The sequence below is a fragment of the Citrobacter sp. Ce104 genome (assembly GCF_030334595.1).
GTDB lineage: Bacteria > Pseudomonadota > Gammaproteobacteria > Enterobacterales > Enterobacteriaceae > Citrobacter > Citrobacter europaeus.
In genome coordinates, this window is the sequence record NZ_JAOWDP010000058.1 from 147502 (window position 1) to 162261 (window position 14760).

The 14760-nt window shown below is 53.8% G+C and carries 15 protein-coding genes; 9 read left to right on the forward strand and 6 right to left on the reverse strand.

Features of this window, described 5'->3' with window-relative positions:
* Nucleotides 1-29: 29 nt before the first annotated feature.
* On the reverse strand, nt 30-1547 hold the full coding sequence (caiT, locus tag OGW16_RS07300; protein ID WP_043018390.1) for an L-carnitine/gamma-butyrobetaine antiporter: 1518 nt from the start codon (nt 1545-1547) through the stop codon (nt 30-32).
* Between the two features lie 481 nt (nt 1548-2028).
* Here caiT and OGW16_RS07305 point away from each other — a divergent pair, with 481 nt between their 5' ends.
* From OGW16_RS07305 to folA, 9 genes are all read left to right on the forward strand, one after another.
* Nucleotides 2029-2799: an electron transfer flavoprotein FixA gene (locus OGW16_RS07305; RefSeq protein WP_286518203.1), complete on the forward strand. Its 771-nt coding sequence runs from the start codon at nt 2029-2031 to the stop codon at nt 2797-2799.
* Between the two features lie 15 nt (nt 2800-2814).
* Complete coding sequence (locus tag OGW16_RS07310; protein ID WP_043018392.1) at nt 2815-3756, forward strand: electron transfer flavoprotein subunit alpha/FixB family protein; 942 nt, start codon at nt 2815-2817, stop codon at nt 3754-3756.
* Between the two features lie 48 nt (nt 3757-3804).
* Nucleotides 3805-5091, forward strand: a complete 1287-nt coding sequence (locus OGW16_RS07315; protein WP_043018393.1) for an FAD-dependent oxidoreductase — start codon at nt 3805-3807, stop codon at nt 5089-5091.
* On the forward strand, nt 5088-5375 hold the full coding sequence (fixX, locus tag OGW16_RS07320; RefSeq protein WP_047406270.1) for a ferredoxin-like protein FixX: 288 nt from the start codon (nt 5088-5090) through the stop codon (nt 5373-5375). Before OGW16_RS07315 ends, fixX begins: the two co-directional genes overlap by 4 nt.
* Before the next feature lie 147 nt (nt 5376-5522).
* Nucleotides 5523-6866, forward strand: a complete 1344-nt coding sequence (locus tag OGW16_RS07325) for an MFS transporter (protein WP_043018394.1) — start codon at nt 5523-5525, stop codon at nt 6864-6866.
* A gap of 91 nt (nt 6867-6957) precedes the next feature.
* Nucleotides 6958-7191 carry a YgdI/YgdR family lipoprotein gene (locus OGW16_RS07330; protein ID WP_003018880.1) on the forward strand — a complete coding sequence of 78 codons (234 nt, stop codon included), beginning with the start codon at nt 6958-6960 and terminating at the stop codon, nt 7189-7191.
* Between the two features lie 103 nt (nt 7192-7294).
* Nucleotides 7295-7825 (forward strand): glutathione-regulated potassium-efflux system oxidoreductase KefF, encoded by a 531-nt coding sequence (gene kefF / locus OGW16_RS07335; RefSeq protein WP_043018395.1) that lies wholly within the window; start codon nt 7295-7297, stop codon nt 7823-7825.
* Entirely contained in the window at nt 7818-9680 is a 1863-nt protein-coding gene (gene kefC / locus OGW16_RS07340; protein ID WP_043018396.1) for a glutathione-regulated potassium-efflux system protein KefC, read from the forward strand. Before kefF ends, kefC begins: the two co-directional genes overlap by 8 nt.
* Before the next feature lie 198 nt (nt 9681-9878).
* Nucleotides 9879-10358, forward strand: a complete 480-nt coding sequence (gene folA, locus OGW16_RS07345) for a type 3 dihydrofolate reductase (RefSeq protein WP_003018873.1) — start codon at nt 9879-9881, stop codon at nt 10356-10358.
* A 66-nt stretch (nt 10359-10424) separates the two neighbouring features.
* Here folA and apaH read toward each other — a convergent pair whose 3' ends face one another.
* From apaH to surA, 5 genes are read right to left on the reverse strand one after another with little or no spacing between them, the layout of a single operon-like run.
* Entirely contained in the window at nt 10425-11273 is an 849-nt protein-coding gene (apaH, locus tag OGW16_RS07350) for a bis(5'-nucleosyl)-tetraphosphatase (symmetrical) ApaH (protein ID WP_286518204.1), read from the reverse strand.
* Nucleotides 11274-11283: 10 nt separating this feature from the next.
* A complete protein-coding gene (apaG, locus tag OGW16_RS07355) occupies nt 11284-11661 on the reverse strand; it encodes a Co2+/Mg2+ efflux facilitator ApaG/CorD (protein ID WP_003018867.1) in 378 nt (125 codons plus the stop codon).
* Between the two features lie 2 nt (nt 11662-11663).
* Nucleotides 11664-12485, reverse strand: coding sequence for a 16S rRNA (adenine(1518)-N(6)/adenine(1519)-N(6))-dimethyltransferase RsmA (rsmA, locus tag OGW16_RS07360; RefSeq protein ID WP_005124503.1), 822 nt, complete (start codon nt 12483-12485; stop codon nt 11664-11666).
* Nucleotides 12478-13470 carry a 4-hydroxythreonine-4-phosphate dehydrogenase PdxA gene (gene pdxA / locus OGW16_RS07365; protein ID WP_080625734.1) on the reverse strand — a complete coding sequence of 331 codons (993 nt, stop codon included), beginning with the start codon at nt 13468-13470 and terminating at the stop codon, nt 12478-12480. Before pdxA ends, rsmA begins: the two co-directional genes overlap by 8 nt.
* Entirely contained in the window at nt 13470-14756 is a 1287-nt protein-coding gene (gene surA / locus OGW16_RS07370; RefSeq protein WP_003829603.1) for a peptidylprolyl isomerase SurA, read from the reverse strand. The genes pdxA and surA overlap by 1 nt, the downstream gene beginning before the upstream one ends.
* Nucleotides 14757-14760: the final 4 nt, after the last annotated feature.

Here is a 14760-nt window from a genome sequence, read left to right on the forward strand (position 1 = left end):
AGCCTCTTGATCAATTGGGTTAATAAGAATTACTTGTCTTTCCAGTGCACTTTGGCGTCTTTAATAAAGGACAGCGTCACCATGATGTTGACGAAGAACAGCGGACATCCTCCGGCGATAATCGCGGTCTGTATCGGCTTCAGCCCGCCCAGCGCCAACAGAACGATACCGATGATGCCGACCAGAATGGACCAGCCGATACGCACTAACAGCGGCGGTTCTTCGCCGTCGCGAACTTCGCGACAGGTGGACATCGCCAGGGTGTAAGAGCAGGCGTTAATCAGCGTTACGGTGGCAATGAAGCAGAGGATGAAGAAGCCCCACATGGTGGCGGTGCTAAGCGGTAAAGCTGCCCAGGTTTCGATAATGGCGCGCGCCACGCCGTGTTGTTCAATCAGCTGCGGGATGTTGAGAATGTTTTTATCCATCAGCAGCAGCGTGTTGCTGCCAAGGACAGTCCACAGGATCCAGGTCGAAGCAGTCAGGCCCAGTACCATCCCGAAGCACAGTTCACGTACGGTACGACCGCGAGAAATACGCGCCAGGAAGATACTCATCTGGATGGCGTAGATGACCCACCACGCCCAGTAGAAGACGGTCCAGCCCTGCGGGAAGCCGCCTTTGCCGATGGCATCGGTGTAGAACAGCATGCGCGGCAGATACATCAGCAGCATGCCGACCGAGTCGGTGAAGTAGTTCATGATGAAGCTGGCGCCGCTGACGATAAACACCCAGCCCAGCATCAGGAAGCTCAGGTAGCTACGCACGTCGCTGGCGATTTTGACTCCCTTTTGCAGGCCACAGGCCACGCAAATAGCGTTCAATATGATCCAGCAGGTAATGATGATGGCGTCGAGTTGCAGCGTATGCGGAATACCGAACAGCCATTGCATACACTCGGTGACCAGCGGCGTCGCCAGACCGAGGCTGGTACCCATCGCAAAGATCAGCGCCACCAGGTAGAAGTTATCGACGATCGTACCGAACAGCCCTTTCGCATGCTTTTCGCCCACCAGCGGCACCAGCGTGGAGCTGGGGCGGATGACGTCCATCTTGCGCACAAAGAAGAAGTAGGCGAAGGCTACGGAGAGGAAGCTATAGGTTGCCCACGGCAGAGGTCCCCAGTGGAACAGGCTGTACGCCAGGCCCAGTTCCTTTGCGCCCGTGGAGTTAGGGGCGAGGGCAAACGGCGGGGTGGAGATGTAGTAGTAGATCTCGATGGAACCCCAGAACAGCACCGCGGCGGATGTACAGGAAGCGAACATCATAAAAATCCAGCTGGCGGTACTAAACTCGGGTTTTTCGTCGCCTAATTTCTTTTTCGAATACGGGCCAAAGACCAACCAGAACCAGCCGAAGAGCATGACGACCATATACCATTCAAATGCCCAACCCCAGACGTTGGTGACATAACTGAATACCGCATTAATAACGACGTTAGCCGCGTCCAGATCTCTTACTGTTAGCCAACAAAGTATTCCGACTATTATTAATGGCGGAAAAAAAACCTTCGGTTCAATTCCCGATTTTCTCTTTTCATTTTTCATAAGTGAATTCCAGTGTGAAAACGAAATTTATTTAGCGTGCCCGTGCATGATCGTTTGTTTATTTATTATTAATGATTTGTTGATAACTTTTTAACCTCTGGGAGCGCCTCAGTGAGTAACTCATAATGGGTATTCATTTCCGGCTATTCCGTTATCACGGTCACACTTTTTTATGCTGGCTATTTTGTTGGTGTTTTCTTGTTTTTTCTTTATTAATTATATGCTTAGTGTTGATTTTTTAACTTTTTTAAGTGACCGGCGTTCAATATTGTTGAACCAGTAAACAATATTGAAAATTTTCGTGTTTGACATGATTCTTTCAATATTGGTGAGGCATGTAACACTATTGAAAGTTACGAATTTCAATGTGTGACATTTTCAATATTGGTGATTAATGTTTTATTTCCGAATTAAAGAGCGTGATATCTGTATTTAACACCGCCGATATAAATACGTTTCCTTCATGATTTCTGGAGATGCAATGAAGATAATTACTTGCTACAAATGCGTACCTGATGAACAGGATATTGTGATTAATAATGCTGATGGTTCTCTCGATTTCAGCAAAGCAGATGGCAAAATCAGCCAATACGATCTGAATGCGATCGAAACGGCCTGTCAGTTGAAACAACAGGCAGGAGAGGCCCAGGTTGTCGCCATGAGCGTTGGCGGCAAAGCGCTGACTAATGCAAAAGGGCGCAAAGATGTGCTCTCCCGTGGCCCGGATGAACTGATTGTTGTTATCGACGCTCAATTCGAGCAGGCGCTGCCGCAACAAACGGCCAGCGCGCTGGCTGCCGCCGCGAAAAAGTCAGGTTTCGATCTGCTTATTTGCGGTGACGGTTCTTCCGATCTTTATGCTCAGCAGGTTGGTCTGCTGGTGGGCGAAGCGCTGAACGTTCCGGCGATTAACGGCGTGAGTAAAATCCTCTCTCTTACCGACAGCACGTTGACGGTAGAGCGTGAACTGGAAGATGAAGTTGAAACGCTAAGCATCCCGCTCCCGGCGGTGATCGCAGTTTCTACGGATATCAACACCCCACAAATCCCTTCTATGAAAGCCATCCTTGGCGCAGCGAAAAAACCGGTTCAGGTCTGGTCGCCTGCAGACATTGGGTTGAACAGCGCGCAGGCGTATTCCGAACAACAGGTTGCTGCGCCGAAGCAGCGCGAGCGTCAGCGCGTTGTCATTGAAGGCGACGGTGAAGAACAGATTGCCGCGTTTGTCGAGAATCTTCGCAAAATCATTTAATTATCAGGGGATGTTATGAACAAATTTTCCAGTATCTGGGTATTCAGCGATACCCCTTCTCGTCTGCCGGAACTGATGAATGGTGCGCAGGCTTTAGGTGAAAAAGTTAACACGTTTGTGCTCAGCGATGAGGACGGCGCGACGGCATGCCATTTAGGCGCGGAACATGTCTGGCTGCTCAGCGGCAAACCCGAAGACCGTATGGTTGAAGACTACGCCGATGTGATGGCCGAGACCATTCGTCAGCACAGCGAGGACGGCGCGGTGCTGCTGCCGAATACGCGTCGGGGCAAGCTGCTAGCGGCAAAGCTGGGCTTTCGCTTGTCGGCTGCGGTCTCAAATGACGCCAGCGCAGTTGCAGTGCAGGACGGAAAAGCGGCGGTCAAACATATGGTCTACGGCGGCCTGGCGATGGGAGCAGAAACAATCGCCTCACCGTTTGCCGTGATCACGCTCAGCAGCGGAACATTTGATGCGCAGCAACCGGATACCGCCCGCAGCGGCGAGGTGCACACCGTGCAGTGGCAGGCTCCGGCCATTGCCGTGACGCGTACAGCCACTCAGGCGCGTCAGAGCAACAGCGTCGATCTCGATAAAGCCCGTCTGGTGGTCAGCGTGGGGCGCGGTATCGGCAGTAAAGAAAATATCTCGCTGGCAGAAGCGCTGTGCCAGACGATTGGCGCTGAGCTGGCATGTTCCCGCCCGGTGGCGGAAAACGAGAAGTGGATGGAGCATGAACGCTACGTCGGCATCTCCAACCTGATGCTTAAGCCTGAACTGTATCTGGCCGTGGGGATCTCCGGGCAGATCCAACATATGGTCGGCGCCAACGGCGCACAGACGATTTTCGCCATCAACAAAGACAAAAATGCGCCGATTTTCCAGTATGCAGATTATGGCATCGTTGGCGATGCGCTGAAGATCCTGCCTGCGCTGACGGCTGCCTTAGCGCGTTAAACCATTCGGGCAGGATGCGAAGGTATCCTGCCGCTGACAGGAGTACGTATGTCCGAAGATATCTTTGATGCCATCATCGTGGGTGCAGGTCTGGCGGGTTCGGTTGCGGCGCTGGTGCTGGCTCGGGAAGGCGCACAGGTGCTGGTTATCGAGCGCGGCAATTCTGCTGGCGCGAAGAATGTCACCGGTGGGCGCATGTATGCGCATAGCCTGGAGCGCATCATTCCCGGTTTTGCTGAGCAAGCTCCCATTGAACGCATCATCACCCACGAAAAACTCGCCTTTATGACCGACAAAGGGGCGATGACCATCGATTACTGCAATGGTGAAGAGGCCGCATCGTCGCAGGTTTCTTATTCCGTCTTACGCAGTAAATTTGACGCCTGGCTGATGGAGCAGGCCGAAGAGGCGGGCGCTCAGCTCATCACCGGTATTCGCGTGGATAACGTTGTGCAGCGCGAGGGTAAAGTCGTGGGCGTGGAAGCCGACGGCGATATTCTGGAAGCTAAAGTGGTGATCCTCGCCGACGGGGTGAATTCTCTGCTGGCTGAAAAGCTGGGTATGGCAAAGCGCGTGGAGGCATCGCATGTTGCCGTCGGCGTAAAAGAGCTGATCGAACTGCCAAAATCGGTAATTGAAGATCGTTTCCAGTTACAGGGGAACGAAGGCGCAGCCTGCCTGTTTGCCGGTTCGCCAACCGATGGATTGATGGGCGGTGGCTTTCTTTATACGAATGAAACGACCCTTTCTCTGGGACTGGTCTGCGGCCTTCATCATCTGAAAGACGCGAAAAAATCGGTCCCGCAAATGCTGGAAGATTTCAAACAGCATCCGGCAGTAGCCCCGCTGATCGCCGGTGGCAAGCTGGTGGAATATGCCGCGCATGTTGTTCCGGAAGCCGGTATCAATATGCAGCCAGAACTGGTGGGTGACGGCGTCCTGATTGCCGGTGATGCTGCCGGAATGTGTATGAACCTCGGCTTTACCATCCGCGGTATGGATCTCGCCATATCCGCAGGCGAAGCGGCGGCGAAAACGGTGCTCTCCGCAATGAAGCGCGATGATTTTAGCAAGCAGTCGTTGGGCGAATATCGTCAGCATCTCGACGAGGGTCCGATGCGCGATATGCGCATGTATCAGAAGCTTCCCGCTTTCCTTGATAACCCACGCATGTTTACCGCCTATCCTGAAATGGCGGTCAGTATCGCGCGCGACCTGTTCACCGTGGATGGTTCCGCTCCGGTGCCAATGCGCAAAAAAATCCTGCGCCATGCGAAGAAAGTGGGCTTCATCAACCTGATGAAAGATGGCCTGAAAGGAGTGACCGTATTATGACATCTCCCGTCAATGTGGACGTCAAACTGGGCGTCAATAAGTTCAATGTGGATGAAGACAGCCCGCATATCATTCTCAAAACCGAACCTGATAAACAGGCGCTGGAAGTGCTGATTAAGGCCTGTCCGGCTGGACTGTATAAAAAGCAGGACGACGGCAGTGTGCGTTTTGATTACGCCGGGTGCCTGGAGTGCGGAACGTGCCGCATTCTCGGACTTGATACCGCGCTGGAAAAGTGGGAATACCCGCGCGGAACCTTTGGCGTGGAATTTCGCTACGGCTAATAAGTACGAGGTTGTGCCCCCGTAGGCCGGATAAGATGCGGTAGCATCGCCATCCGGCAATCATGTGGCGCCAATGCCGGATGGCGGCGTAAACGCCTTATCCGGCCTACAGATGACGCTTTGCCCGTGTTGAAACAGGAAGTCGCTATGCAGCAGCCCAGGAACTTTGATGACATCAAATTTACCTCTATTCACCGCCGGATAATGCTGTGGGGAAGCGGTGGGCCGTTTCTGGATGGTTATGTGCTGGTGATGATTGGCGTGGCGCTGGAACAGCTCACGCCAGCATTGAAACTGGACGCACAGTGGATTGGTCTGCTAGGCGCTGGCACGCTCGCCGGTCTGTTTGTGGGGACGTCGCTGTTTGGCTACATTTCCGATAAGGTCGGGCGGCGCAAAATGTTCATCATCGATATTATCGCCATTGGCGTGATATCGGCGGCAACCATGTTTGTCTCCTCGCCCGTTGAGCTGTTGGTGATGCGCGTGCTAATCGGCATTGTGATTGGTGCTGATTACCCGATCGCTACCTCGATGATTACCGAGTTCTCCAATACCCGCCAGCGCGCTTTTTCCATCGGTTTTATCGCCGCGATGTGGTATGTCGGCGCCACCTGTGCCGACCTGGTCGGTTACTGTTTGTATGATGTTGAGGGTGGATGGCGCTGGATGTTGGGCAGCGCGGTGATCCCTTGCATTTTGATTCTGATTGGACGTTTCGATCTTCCTGAATCCCCGCGCTGGCTGCTGCGTAAAGGGCGGGTGAAAGAGTGCGAGGAGATGATGATCAAACTGTTCGGCGAACCGGTGGTGTTCGACGAAGAAGCGCCGCAGGAGACGCGCTTCTTACAGCTGTTTAATCGCCGTCATTTCCCGTTTGTTCTGTTTGTCGCCGTTATCTGGACCTGTCAGGTGATCCCGATGTTCGCCATCTATACCTTCGGTCCGCAGATTGTTGGGTTGCTGGGGCTTGGTGCCGGGAAAAGCGCCGCGTTGGGCAATGTGGTGATAAGCCTGTGCTTTATGCTGGGGTGCATTCCTCCCATGTTCTGGCTCAATAGCGCGGGCCGCCGACCGCTGTTGATTGGCAGCTTTATTATGATGACGCTGGCGCTGGCCGTGCTGGGGTTAATCCCTGATATGGGGGCGTGGCTGGTGGTGCTGGCGTTTGCCGTATACGCGTTTTTCTCGGGGGGACCAGGAAACCTGCAGTGGCTATACCCGAACGAACTGTTTCCTACCGATATTCGCGCGTCTGCCGTCGGGGTGATAATGTCGTTAAGCCGCATCGGCACTATTGTTTCAACCTGGGCCCTGCCGGTATTCATTAGCAAATACGGCATCAGTAATGTCATGCTGATGGGGGCGGGAATTTCGCTGATTGGCCTGCTGGTGTCGATTGCTTTCGCGCCGGAAACGCGGGGGCTGACGCTGGCGCAAACCAGTCAAATGACGATTCGCAGTAAGCCCGTGACCAGGACAGGCTATTAGGAGTGTTCTGTATTTTTCCTGCAACTCAGTCAGTTAGCCTACAGTTAATTGGGTATTTTACTGAAAACAACTGAAAAGCAGGGAGAACACCATGCAAAAACATATCCTGATCACGTCTATTTTTACCGCAGCAGCACTGTTTACCGTAGCCGGTTGTTCCTCAAACCAGGCGGTGAAAACCACCGATGGCAAAACAATCGTCACTGACGGCAAACCGCAAGTCGATGATGATACCGGCCTGGTATCGTACAAAAATGCGCAAACGGGTAAGACGGAGCAGATTAACCGCGACCAGGTTAAAGATATGAGCGAGCTGGACAACTAACTCAGATTTTTCCATTTATCTACTCAATAATATTGACTGTTAGCCTGTGGATTAACTGACTAAACTCACTGTTATTACAATAATGCAGTGAAACAGGCTAATCATGATCCTCATCATTTATGCGCATCCCTATCCGCAGCACTCGCATGCGAATAAGCGGATGCTTGAACAGGCAAGGACGCTGGAGGGCGTGGAGATCCGCTCGCTCTACCAGCTCTACCCCGACTTCAATATCGATATTGCCGCTGAACAGGATGCGCTGTCGCGCGCTGATTTGATCATCTGGCAGCATCCGATGCAGTGGTATAGCACACCTCCGTTACTCAAGCTGTGGATGGATAAGGTCCTTTCGCACGGTTGGGCGTACGGTCACGGTGGAACTGCGCTCCACGGCAAGCATTTGCTATGGGCAGTGACCACCGGCGGCGGTGAAAACCACTTTGATATTGGCTCCCATCCTGGATTTGATGTGCTCTCCCAGCCCTTACAGGCAACGGCGCTTTATTGTGGCCTCAAATGGCTGCCGCCGTTTGCGATGCACTGTACGTTTATCTGCGATGATGAAACCCTGCAGGCGCAGGCGCGTCATTACAAACAACGTCTGCTGGAGTGGCAGGAGGTTCATCATGGATAGCCATACGCTGATACAGGCGCTGATTTATCTCGGCTCGGCGGCACTGATTGTCCCCATCGCCGTGCGGCTGGGGCTGGGGTCGGTGCTGGGGTATCTTATCGCCGGATGTATTATCGGACCCTGGGGTCTGAGGCTGGTGACGGACGCCGAATCAATCCTGCATTTTGCGGAGATCGGCGTGGTGCTGATGCTGTTTGTTATCGGCCTGGAGCTGGATCCGCAACGTTTGTGGAAACTGAGAGCCTCGGTGTTCGGCGGCGGCGCGCTGCAGATGGTGGTTTGCGGTGGTCTGATTGGTTTGTTCTGTATGTTCCTTGGCCTGCGCTGGCAGGTAGCGGAACTGATCGGCATGACGCTGGCGCTTTCCTCCACGGCCATCGCTATGCAGGCGATGAATGAACGTAACCTGATGGTGTCGCAACTGGGGCGTAGCGCATTTGCCGTGCTGCTGTTCCAGGATATCGCCGCTATTCCACTGGTCGCGATGATCCCATTACTGGCGGCGAGCGGCGCATCAACAACGCTTGGGGCGTTTGCATTGTCTGCCCTTAAGGTGGCGGGCGCGCTGGTATTGGTGGTGGTGTTGGGGCGTTATGTGACACGTCCGGCCTTACGTTTTGTCGCCCGCTCGGGCCTGCGGGAAGTGTTCAGTGCCGTTGCGCTGTTCCTCGTGTTTGGCTTCGGTCTGCTGTTGGAAGAGGTTGGACTGTCGATGGCGATGGGGGCATTCCTGGCCGGTGTGCTGCTGGCGAGCTCTGAGTATCGCCACGCGCTGGAAAGCGATATTGAGCCGTTTAAAGGGTTGTTGCTGGGACTGTTCTTTATCGGCGTGGGGATGTCTATCGACTTTGGTACGCTGATTGATAATCCCTTGCGTATTATCATCCTGCTGGTCGGTTTCCTGGTTATCAAAACCGTCATGCTGTGGCTGATAGCGAAACCGTTGCAGGTGCCGAATAAGCAACGTCGCTGGTTTGCCGTATTATTAGGGCAGGGCAGTGAATTTGCCTTCGTGGTGTTTGGCGCGGCGCAAATGGCAAACGTGCTTGACCCTGACTGGGCGAAATCTCTGACGCTGGCGGTGGCGCTGTCGATGGCGGCCACGCCGATTTTACTGGTGATTTTGACGCGTCTGGAAAAATCGGCGACCGGTGAAGAGCGGGAGGCCGATGAAATTGACGAGGAACAGCCGCGGGTGATCATCGCCGGGTTCGGGCGTTTTGGCCAGATAACCGGTCGTCTGTTGCTGTCGAGTGGGGTCAAAATGGTGGTTCTTGACCATGACCCGGACCATATCGAAACGCTGCGTAAATTCGGCATGAAGGTATTCTATGGCGATGCGACCCGGATGGATCTGCTCGAGTCTGCCGGGGCGGCTAAAGCCGAAGTCATTATTAACGCTATTGACGATCCGCAAACCAGCCTGCAACTGACCGAAATGGTGAAGGAGCATTTCCCGCATCTGCAAATTATTGCCCGTGCGCGCGACGTGGATCATTACATCCGGCTGCGCCAGGCGGGCGTGGATATGCCGGAACGTGAAACCTTTGAAGGCGCACTGAAGACCGGACGCCTGGCACTGGAAGGGCTCGGGCTTGGCCGCTATGAAGCGCGAGAGCGGGCCGACGTATTCCGCCGCTTCAATACGCTGATGGTTGAGGAGATGGTGAAAGGGGAAAATGACGCGACTTCCCGCGCGGCGGTTTATAAACGCACCAGCGCAATGCTGAGTGAAATTATTGCGGAAGATCGTCAGCACTTATCGTTGATTCAACGCCATGGCTGGCAAGGCACGGATGAAGGTAAGCATACGGGCGACGTCGCCGATGAGCCGGAAGTGAAACCGTCAGCATAGGGTAAAAAATGTGATGTTCTGCAAACTTTACTGCTAATTGGCTGTTTTTGAACTACTGTAATGCTGGCGTACCACCTTAAATAGGTCGGTTCGCCAGCAGAACGGAAAATTTTCATGCTCATCCTCTTTCCGCCAGTCGACGAAAGATTGCGCTTTCCGTATAGTGGCGACAATTTTTTTGTATCCGGGAAACATTCAATGATCAGTCTGATTGCGGCGTTAGCGGTAGATCGCGTCATCGGTATGGAAAACGCCATGCCGTGGAACCTACCTGCCGATCTCGCCTGGTTTAAACGTAATACCTTAAATAAGCCGGTTGTCATGGGACGCCACACCTGGGAATCCATCGGGCGACCGTTGCCTGGGCGTAAAAATATCGTCATCAGCAGCAAGCCAGGCACCGACGATCGCGTGCAGTGGGTGAAGTCTGTTGATGAAGCGATTGCGGCCTGCGGCGATGAACCTGAAATTATGGTGATTGGCGGTGGACGTGTGTATGAGCAGTTCCTGCCGAAAGCGCAGAAACTGTATCTGACGCACATCGATGCGGAAGTTGAAGGGGATACGCATTTCCCGGACTACGAACCGGATGACTGGGAATCGGTGTTCAGTGAATTCCACGATGCCGACGCGCAAAACTCCCACAGCTATTGCTTCGAGATTCTGGAGCGTCGTTAATTTGGGTGCCTGATGGCAGATTCGTAGGCCGGATAAGGTGCGAGCACCGCATCCGGCAGACGACTATCAGGCGTTGACCGCCTCGCCGGGATCCAGATTCAAATGGCGATTTGATGGCTGCACGAAGTACTGTTTGTCTTCCCAACGCAGACAGGTGAGATCGCCTCCCCAGCAACACCCCGTATCCAGCGCGTAAATACCTGCTGGCGTGCCTTTGCCCTCCAGCGATGCCCAGTGCCCGAAAGCAATGCTATAGGCTTCACTGACTGGGCCTGGAATGGCAAACCACGGCTTCAGCGGGGCTGGCGCATCTTCTGGCGACTCTTTGCTGTACATATCCAACTGACCATTGGGAAAGCAGTAACGCATGCGGGTAAACGCATTGGTAATAAAACGCAGGCGGGCCAGACCGGTCAGTTCCGGGGTCCAGTTGTTTGGCATGTCGCCATACATCGCATCCAGGAAGAAGGGATACGAATCGCTCGACAATACGGCTTCAACATCGCGAGCACAGTCCTTCGCCGTCTGCAGGTCCCACTGTGGGGTAATCCCTGCGTGCGCCATCACCAGTTTCTTCTCTTCATCTACCTGCAACAGCGGCTGGCGGCGGAGCCAGTTAAGCAATGCATCAGCATCCGGTGCTTCAAGCAGCGGCGTAAGCCGATCTTTTGGTTTATTCCGACTGATGCCGGCAAACACGGCCAGCAGGTGTAAATCGTGATTGCCGAGGACTAACCGTACGCTGTCGCCCAGCGATTTAACGTAGCGTAAAACGTCTAACGACCCTGGCCCACGGGCGACCAGATCGCCGGTGAGCCATAAGGTGTCTTGTTCTGGATTAAAGTCTACCTGGTGCAGCAAGGCTACCAGTTCATCGTAACAACCGTGAACGTCGCCAATGAGGTATGTTGCCATAGCTATTGTTTTAATGAATGAGTGTAGGAACGGCGAGTCGGAACACGGGAATGTCGATGGTAAAGGCGATTCCTTGCTCATCAATCATTTCGTAATGACCCTGCATGGTGCCCAGCGGCGTTTCAATCACTGCACCGCTGGTGTACTGGTACTCTTCGCCAGGTTCGATGTGGGGCTGAACGCCAACCACACCTTCGCCCTGAACTTCGGTTTCGCGACCATGACCATTGGTGATCAGCCAATAACGCCCCAACAGCTGCACAGGCGCTCGCCCCAAATTGCGGATAGTCACGGTATAAGCAAAAACGTAACGTTCATCATCAGGTGAGGATTGCGCCTCAATGTAGACGCTTTGTACCTGAATGCACACTCGGGGCGAATTGATCATGTTTAACTCTCCTTCGATGGCGCGTTTTCTGACAGATAGTTAGCCATCCGGCAGTATTGCGCGACAGAGATATTTTCCGCTCGCATCGCCGGATCAATGCCCAGCTCTGTCAGTACTTCAACGCTAAACAGGTTACCGAGGCTGTTACGCACCGTTTTACGGCGCTGATTAAACGCTTCGGTGGTAATACGGCTCAGCACACGGACATCTTTAACCGGGTACGGCATTGTCGCGTGAGGGACCAGACGCACGACGGCGGAATCGACTTTAGGCGCAGGCGTAAATGCAGATGGCGGCACTTCAAGTACCGGGATCACATTGCAGTAATACTGCGCCATGACGCTTAATCGACCATACGCTTTACTGTTTGGCCCTGCAACCAGACGATTGACCACCTCTTTTTGCAACATGAAATGCATGTCGGCAATGGCATCAGTATAGGTAAAAAGATGGAACATCAGCGGCGTGGAGATGTTGTACGGCAGGTTGCCGAATACGCGCAGCGGCTGACCCATCGTTTGTGCCAGTTCGCCAAAGTTCATGGTCATGGCATCTTGCTGATAAATCGTCAGCTTTGGCCCTAAAAACGGGTGTGTTTGCAGGCGTGCGGCGAGATCGCGGTCCAGCTCAATGACCGTGAGCTTGTCCAGGCGTTCGCCAACGGGTTCGGTCAATGCTGCCAGGCCCGGGCCGATTTCGACCATAGCCTGACCTTTCTGCGGGTTGATAGCAGAGACAATACTTTCGATCACAAATTGATCGTTGAGGAAGTTTTGCCCGAAACGTTTACGGGCTAAGTGGCCCTGATGGACTCGATTATTCATTAGTATTAACAATCATTTTGATGGCGAGATTAAGCGCCGTAATAAAACTGCCGACATCTGCTTGCCCACGACCCGCAAGTTCAAGTGCGGTGCCGTGATCGACGGATGTGCGAATAAAGGGCAGGCCCAGCGTGATATTCACACCGCGACCAAATCCCTGGTATTTTAGCACGGGGAGACCCTGATCGTGGTACATTGCCAGCACGGCATCCGCGTGGTCGAGATATTTGGGCTGAAACAGCGTATCTGCGGGCAGCGGACCGTTTAATTTCATCCCTTGCGCACGCAGTTCATCGAGTACCGGAATGAGGGTGTCTATCTCTTCCGTTCCCATATGACCGCCTTCACCAGCATGCGGGTTTAAACCGCACACCAGGATATGCGGATCGGCAATGCCGAACTTGGTGCGCAAATCATGATGCAAAATGCCGATCACTTCCTGAAGCAGGCCGGGCGTAATAGCATCGGCAACGGCTCTGAGCGGCAAATGCGTGGTTGCCAGGGCAACGCGCAGCTCTTCCGTCGCCAGCATCATGACGACTTTCTTTGCCTGTGAGCGCTCTTCAAAAAACTCGGTATGCCCGGTAAACGGGACGCCTGCGTCATTGATTACACCCTTGTGAACCGGACCGGTGATCAGCGCCGCAAACTCACCTTGCAGACAACCATCGCAGGCGCGAGCCAGCGTATCCACTACATATTGCCCGTTCTCTACCGCCAACTGACCCGCGACAACAGGTGCCCGCAGCGCAATCGGTAACAGCGTCAATGTGCCTGCTGATTGCGGTTTGGCTGGGATATCTGGAGAGTATGGGAGGAGTGAAAGCGGTAAACCGAGCATCGCTGCCCGGTCACTGAGGAGTGCTGCATCCGCACAGACAACGAGTTCTACAGGCCACTTGCGCTGGGCGAGCTGAACCACCAGGTCCGGGCCAATCCCGGCGGGTTCGCCGGGAGTGATAACAACGCGTTGAGTACGAGTCATTAGTTGCTCAGAACTTTAACGTAGGCGCTGGCGCGCTGTTCCTGCATCCAGGTTGCTGCTTCTTCCGAGAATTTACGGTTCATCAGCATACGGTAAGCTCTGTCTTTCTGCGCCGCGTCAGTTTTATCAACGTTACGCGTGTCCAGCAGTTCGATCAAATGCCAACCGAAAGAGGAGTGCACCGGGGCGCTCATCTGGCCTTTATTAAGTTTGGTCAGCGCATCGCGGAAAGCAGGGTCGAAAATGTCCGCTGCAGCCCAGCCCAGATCGCCGCCCTGGTTAGCAGAACCGGGATCCTGAGAAAACTCTTTAGCCGCTGCCGCGAAGGTAGTTTTACCGCTCTTAATATCTGCCGCGATTTGTTCCAGCTTCAGACGCGCCTGTTGATCGGTCATGATCGGCGACGGCTTAAGAAGAATGTGGCGGGCGTGGACTTCAGTCACGGAGATGCTCTGGCTTTGGCCACGCATGTCGTTCACTTTCAGGATGTGGAAGCCGACACCTGAACGAATTGGGCCGATGATATCGCCTTTTTTCGCGGTACTTAACGCCTGGGCGAAGATACCCGGCAGCTCCTGAATACGTCCCCAACCCATCTGGCCGCCTTTCAGCGCCTGTTGGTCGGCTGAATAAGTGATGGCCAGTTTGCCGAAATCGCTACCGTTACGCGCTTCATCAACAACCGAGCGCGCCTGGCTTTCAGCCGCGTTGACCTGGTCGGAAGTTGGGTTTTCCGGTAATGGGATCAGAATGTGGCTCAGGTTCAGCTCGGTGCTGGCATCGTTCTGGTTGCCGACCTGCTGTGCCAGGGCATCCACTTCCTGAGGCAGGATAGTGACGCGACGGCGAACTTCGTTATTACGCACTTCAGAGATGGTCATCTCTTTGCGGATCTGGCTACGATAGGTCGAATAACTTAAGCCATCCTGTGCCAGACGGCTGCGCATCTGATCCAGCGTCATGTTGTTCTGCTTGGCGATATTGGCGATAGCCTGATCCAACTGCTCGTCAGAGATTTTCACACCCATCTTCTGACCCATCTGCAGGAGGATTTGATCCATGATCAAACGTTCCAGGATCTGATGACGCAGCGTGGCATCGTCCGGTAACTGCTGACCAGCCTGACCTGCATTAAGTTTTACTGACTGCATTAAGCCATCGACGTCGCTTTCCAGAACGACGCCGTTATTGACGACGGCTGCGACTTTATCGACTACCTGTGGGGCAGCGAAACTGGTATTCGCGATCATGGCGATACCGAGAAGCAGCGTTTTCCAGTTCTTCATACTT

What these genes read in the sequence shown, in the direction of transcription:
- caiT (WP_043018390.1), bottom strand. Translation starts at nt 1,547, where the DNA reads ATGAAAAATGAAAAGAGAAAATCGGGAATTGAACCGAAGGTTTTTTTT.
- OGW16_RS07305 (WP_286518203.1), top strand. Translation starts at nt 2,029, where the DNA reads ATGAAGATAATTACTTGCTACAAATGCGTACCTGATGAACAGGATATT.
- OGW16_RS07310 (WP_043018392.1), top strand. Translation starts at nt 2,815, where the DNA reads ATGAACAAATTTTCCAGTATCTGGGTATTCAGCGATACCCCTTCTCGT.
- OGW16_RS07315 (WP_043018393.1), top strand. Translation starts at nt 3,805, where the DNA reads ATGTCCGAAGATATCTTTGATGCCATCATCGTGGGTGCAGGTCTGGCG.
- fixX (WP_047406270.1), top strand. Translation starts at nt 5,088, where the DNA reads ATGACATCTCCCGTCAATGTGGACGTCAAACTGGGCGTCAATAAGTTC.
- OGW16_RS07325 (WP_043018394.1), top strand. Translation starts at nt 5,523, where the DNA reads ATGCAGCAGCCCAGGAACTTTGATGACATCAAATTTACCTCTATTCAC.
- OGW16_RS07330 (WP_003018880.1), top strand. Translation starts at nt 6,958, where the DNA reads ATGCAAAAACATATCCTGATCACGTCTATTTTTACCGCAGCAGCACTG.
- kefF (WP_043018395.1), top strand. Translation starts at nt 7,295, where the DNA reads ATGATCCTCATCATTTATGCGCATCCCTATCCGCAGCACTCGCATGCG.
- kefC (WP_043018396.1), top strand. Translation starts at nt 7,818, where the DNA reads ATGGATAGCCATACGCTGATACAGGCGCTGATTTATCTCGGCTCGGCG.
- folA (WP_003018873.1), top strand. Translation starts at nt 9,879, where the DNA reads ATGATCAGTCTGATTGCGGCGTTAGCGGTAGATCGCGTCATCGGTATG.
- apaH (WP_286518204.1), bottom strand. Translation starts at nt 11,273, where the DNA reads ATGGCAACATACCTCATTGGCGACGTTCACGGTTGTTACGATGAACTG.
- apaG (WP_003018867.1), bottom strand. Translation starts at nt 11,661, where the DNA reads ATGATCAATTCGCCCCGAGTGTGCATTCAGGTACAAAGCGTCTACATT.
- rsmA (WP_005124503.1), bottom strand. Translation starts at nt 12,485, where the DNA reads ATGAATAATCGAGTCCATCAGGGCCACTTAGCCCGTAAACGTTTCGGG.
- pdxA (WP_080625734.1), bottom strand. Translation starts at nt 13,470, where the DNA reads ATGACTCGTACTCAACGCGTTGTTATCACTCCCGGCGAACCCGCCGGG.
- surA (WP_003829603.1), bottom strand. Translation starts at nt 14,756, where the DNA reads ATGAAGAACTGGAAAACGCTGCTTCTCGGTATCGCCATGATCGCGAAT.